This window comes from Streptomyces olivochromogenes (genome assembly GCF_021538895.1).
Classification (GTDB): Bacteria; Actinomycetota; Actinomycetes; order Streptomycetales; family Streptomycetaceae; genus Streptomyces; species Streptomyces olivochromogenes_A.
Genome location: NZ_JADDRL010000240.1, coordinates 1 through 4,616, shown reverse-complemented (window position 1 = coordinate 4,616; position 4,616 = coordinate 1). Strand labels below are relative to the sequence as shown.

Annotated in this window: 5 protein-coding genes and 1 pseudogene; 3 read left to right on the top strand and 3 right to left on the bottom strand. The window is 66.1% G+C overall.

The window, feature by feature from the left end:
- Positions 1-623: tetratricopeptide repeat protein (locus IPZ69_RS46460; protein WP_235460968.1), on the top strand; the 623-nt coding region annotated here is incomplete at its 5' end.
- 803 nt (positions 624-1,426) lie between these two features.
- A complete protein-coding gene (locus IPZ69_RS46455; protein ID WP_374296293.1) occupies positions 1,427-1,927 on the top strand; it encodes an NUDIX hydrolase in 501 nt (166 codons plus the stop codon).
- Between the two features lie 28 nt (positions 1,928-1,955).
- Here IPZ69_RS46455 and IPZ69_RS48135 read toward each other — a convergent pair.
- Together IPZ69_RS48135 and IPZ69_RS46450 are read right to left on the bottom strand one after the other, a co-directional pair.
- A pseudogene (locus tag IPZ69_RS48135) lies at positions 1,956-2,045 on the bottom strand (IS21-like element helper ATPase IstB); the annotation flags it as partial.
- Between the two features lie 138 nt (positions 2,046-2,183).
- The gene (locus IPZ69_RS46450; protein WP_235460966.1) at positions 2,184-2,780 is read right to left on the bottom strand and encodes a hypothetical protein; all 597 of its coding nucleotides are present in this window, start codon (positions 2,778-2,780) and stop codon (positions 2,184-2,186) included.
- 208 nt (positions 2,781-2,988) lie between these two features.
- On the opposite strand from IPZ69_RS46450, the gene IPZ69_RS46445 reads away from it, so the two are divergent.
- Positions 2,989-4,020 carry a hypothetical protein gene (locus IPZ69_RS46445; protein WP_235460965.1) on the top strand — a complete coding sequence of 344 codons (1,032 nt, stop codon included), beginning with the start codon at positions 2,989-2,991 and terminating at the stop codon, positions 4,018-4,020.
- A gap of 46 nt (positions 4,021-4,066) precedes the next feature.
- On the opposite strand, the gene IPZ69_RS46440 is transcribed toward IPZ69_RS46445, so the two are convergent.
- A partial coding sequence (locus tag IPZ69_RS46440; protein ID WP_235460964.1) for an IS630 family transposase occupies positions 4,067-4,616 on the bottom strand: 550 nt, incomplete at its 5' end.

The following is a 4,616-nucleotide window of genomic DNA, read 5'->3' as shown; positions in this document are numbered from 1 at the left end:
TCGACGCCGCACTCGCCGGACTCCACCAATACGGCCTCATCACCTCACCGAACTCCAGTGCAGCAAGCCAGACTGTCGGGGCGGCCGGACAGCTCGTGCTCCACCCACTCGTCCGCGAGGTCATGGCACTCCTCATGCCCGGCATCGATTCCCTCGCTTGCCTCACCGCCATGGACGCCCACCTCATCCGGGCCGTCAACGACACCGATCAAGCCGGACGCGCAGGACTGACCACCGCACGCCTCCTCACACCCCACCTCGCAGCGGCCCTCATCCGCGCACCCGCCGACCACTTCGCCACCACCCGCGACGCTGTCAACGCCCTCGCCAACAACGTCAGCGACGCGCTCCTGCTGATTCAGCACATGCTCGACGCCGAGTCGCGTCACTTGGCACCCAACGATCCCGAAATCCTCGGCAGCCGCGACTTCCTGGCTTCCACCCTCATCGACCTCGGCCACTACCGGGAGGCCACCGACCTGCACCAACAGACCCTCACCGACCGCGAACGCACCCTCGGCCCCAACCACCCCCTCACGCAGCTCAGTCGACAGAACCTGGCATCGGCTGAAGCCGCAGCCACCCGGACACGGCGCAGAAGGTGGATACGGCGCCGCTGGTAGAAGGCAATCGGCACGACAATCCCCTTTCAGCGCTCAGCCGCAGCGATCCCATGTGTACGCAGCGGACGGACTCCGCCACATGCGCTAGGCCCGGCGTTCCCGGGGCGGGTGGCATGCCGTCTGGGAGAATTCCTCTATGCCGGGGAATCAGGTGCGGGAGCACCAGGTGGACGCGGTCGCGCAGATCCGTGCCTGGACGAGGCAGAACAGCTACGACGCTACGGCTGGGAGCCCGACAGATCCATCGCCCGCACATGGGATCCGCCGATATCTGCGTTGAGCAAACCAGGACGCCACCAGTAGTCACATCGGCCTGGCCCGACCCCGCGCGGAACGACCAGACGCCACTGGGTCAGCACAGACGGCCTCTTGCTACACAGCCGTGCCAGAACTCGGCGGGTGAAGTGAACCGGTCAGCCCGTGATCGACATGGTGTTGAAGGCTAACCCGCGGACAGTTCAACAGCGCATATCCGAAGCGGGACGGGTTCAGGGCCCTGCTCTCCGTGGACGCGGGCCGGGTGGTGCTGCGTTCGAGGCGCGGCTCCCAGATGGCAACCTCGTTTGCGGAAATCGTGACCACGGCCGCACAGTTGCCTGCCGCCACCGCTCGACGGCGAGCTGGTCGTATGGGAGGCAGGCCGGCTCGCCTTCGAGCGGCTGGCTTCGTCGGTGTAACGCGCGCACGGTAGACGCCGAGTTCAGGCAACAGATGTTGATCAAGCGGGTCCAGAATGTTGTCGAGTTCCGAGAACGGCTCGCCGGGAAACGGCGTTGTCAGTGGGTTCTGCCAGGGTGTGCTTCGTGGATGAACGGGTGGAGCGTGTCGATTGCCAAGATCGTGTCCTGGGGGTGGTCACCCGCAGGGAGGCCATCCGGGAGGGTTGGCTGCATCGAATCGCCTCGACGGTGTGTCGTGATGAGCGTGGCCGGATCCTCGTCCATCGGCGGTCGGAGCAGCTGTCGCGCTTTCCCGGGCTCTATGAGGTCATGGTCGGTGGCGCCGTGGATGTCGGCGAATCCTATGAACAGGCTGCCGCACGGGAGTTGGCCGAAGAGCTGGGCATTCGTGCCCTGCCGCGCTTGCTGTTCACGTTCATCAACCGCAGTGGCTTGAGCCCTCACTGGCTCGGCCTGCATGAAGCCGTGGTTCCGGACGCTGTGGCCCCCGATCCCGATGAGGTCGCCTGGCATGGCTGGCTGACCGAGTCGGAGCTTCACTCGGCCCTGTTGGAGTGGCGCTTCACTCCCGACAGCCACGAAGCCTTCAGCCGGTATCTCGCGTTCCGGACCGCGCAGTCCTGACCCTTTCTCGCCTCTTCGAACGGGCCCCTCAGCCCAGGGACTGTTGTTCGGCTCGGGCGCGAGTGGTCGCGAGGCGGTAGGAGTCGGTGCCGGTCGCGATGATGTTGCCGCCGATGCCCGCACGCCCGAAACATTGCCGGGATGACGATGGATCTCGAGGCCCTACACGTGCCGTTGCGTGCCCAAATCCCCTGAGAACTCAGCAGCGGAGCCGGACTCCGGTGTGTTCCGGGGGTCCGGCTCGTGCGCTCGCTGGTCAGTTGGGGGCGATCCACCAGTTGCCGCCGCAGGTGGCCGTCGGGCCGGACAGGTCCTGACCGGCGTACCAGTGCAGTGTTCCCCAGGCGACGCAGCCGTTGTTGTTCCACTGGGCTCCCACACGCCAGGCGTCTTGCGGGCTCGGGAGGGCGTGGTTGATGTTGCCCACGTACCAGTCCTTGGAGCTCGTGTCGAGATTCCAGAAGATGGCGTAGTGGCCGCCGTCCGAGGCAGGCGAGCTCACGACGAGATTGATCAGGTCGCCACCGTAGGTGTCCCTGTACCCGCTGTCCCACTGGAAGTGAGCCCAAACCGTACCGCAGCTGGTGTCGTACATCTGCTCGACCTGGCCCGCGTAGCGGCCGCGCGTTCCGAAGACGTTCCCAGGCTGACCGATGTTGATCAGGTTGACGCCGCAGGCCGTCGCCGCGGTGCCGTGCGCAGCCGCCTTGGGCAGGTGGGTGAGCACCATGCCCTGGCTCGTTTGGGTGGTGGGCTTCGCGGCACTGGTAGTCGCGTTGGCGGTCCCCCCGACGCCGAAGGTGGCGAGAACTGCGAGGCCGGCGGCCCCGACTGCCACGACGCTCTTGCGCATATTTCCCCCTGATAGGTGGCGGCCCGCGGTGCACTGGCCGGCTCTGGTCGTGAGGCGCGATATACGCCGTCACAGGCCTCGTCTGCGAGCAGTTGCTCGTGACCGAAGTCGTGTTCCACGATCGACCGTCAGTACCCCAACGGATAGGCTTTTGCGTGAGCATGCAAAAGGTCTGTCGCCCGCTCGCCGGCACAAGGGGGATGCCAGGTTGATACGGATCAGTCTCTCGACGGACGACCTCGAGCGATTACAGGTCGCCGACACACCTGACTTCGGCTACGAGCTCGCGCTGGGCGGGGCTCAACTGGCCGACCGGACCTCCAACCGGAGACTGGCCGGGTGGCGGCTGGAGGTCGCCAGCAGCTGGAACCCCGATCACAGCAGACTGTTCGACCTGTACACGCGCCTCTACATTCCGGCGTTCTTCGATCAGGTCACCCGCGCAACACCGTCAGGAATCGACCCTGAGTCCCCGCCAGCCACCGCTCATCTGCGCGACCTGGCCCGATCCGGCGCCCTGACTGCGTTCACCCGCGCGCTTGCCGACGGACACATGGGCGCGGTGAACACGCTCAACCACATACTCACCAGCCTCCGCGCCACGGCCCTGGACCCCTACCGCCGAAGAATCACCTCGGCCGTCGCCACCGCATCAGCCAAGGCAGGAGTCAGTGCCGCGCTCGGCGGCACCGACGACATGCTGAACTCCCTGCATCCATCGATCCGCTGGGACGGCGGAGAACTGCGCCTGAACACTCTCGTCGACGCGGAAGAGTGCCTGGAAGGGCGGCCCTTGATCTTCCAGCCCACAGCGCTGGCCACCCGGATCATGTTCGACCCCCTAGCCGACTCGGTCACCGTCAACTACCCCGCTGCCGCCGGCACCATCACGCGCGACCCAGAACTCGGCGCCCCGCCCCCTGCCCTCATGTCCCTTCTCGGCACCACCAGGGCGGCGGCCCTGGTCACCATCGTCAGGACACCAGCCCTGACCACCGGACGGCTCGCTCTGGCCCTCGGCGTATCCGCCGCAGCCGCCTCACGGCACGCCTCCGTCCTCCGCGACTCCGGCCTCATCACCACCATCCGCAACGGCCAAACCGTCCACCACACCCCGACCCGACTCGGCACCGACCTCGTGCACGGATCAACCGGGGCAACCAACCCGAGCACGGCACAGAGCGGTGTCCAGCTCCTGCGCCGGGCAGCACCAGGAGGGTGTGTCCAGCCAGTGGTGTAACTCGGTTGTCGGGTTCTCTAGTGTGCTGCGCCAGAAATCCTGAAGGTTAGTTCTTCTCTGTTGTCTCGTCGGTGGTTCCGACCTTGATGAGGTAGTCGGCGAGGGAGTTGAGGATCTCGTCGGCTGTCTTGGTCCAGGTGAACGGTCTGGGGTTCTCGTTCCAGGTGTCGATCCACGCAGTGATGTCGTCCTCCAGCGCCTTCACGGAGGTGTGGACGCCGCGGCGGATGAGCTTGTCGGTCAGCAGGGCGAACCACCGCTCCACCTGGTTCATCCAAGACGAGCCGGTGGGGGTGAAATGGACGTGGAAACGGGGGTGTTTGCCGAGCCACGTCCCGATCTCGGCGGTGTTGTGGGTGGCGTAGGTGTCGCAGACGAGGTGCACGTCGAGCCCGGCGGGCACCGCCTTGTCGATCCGGATCAGGAACTTCTTGAACTCAATCGCCCGGTGGCGGCGGTGCAGTGCCGATTTGACGGTGCCGTCGGCGATGTTGAAGGAGGCGAACAGGCTGGTGATGCCGTGCCGGTAATAGTCGTGCGTGCGCCGTTCGGGCATGCCCGGCATCATCGGCAGCACCGGCTGGGACCGGTCCAGC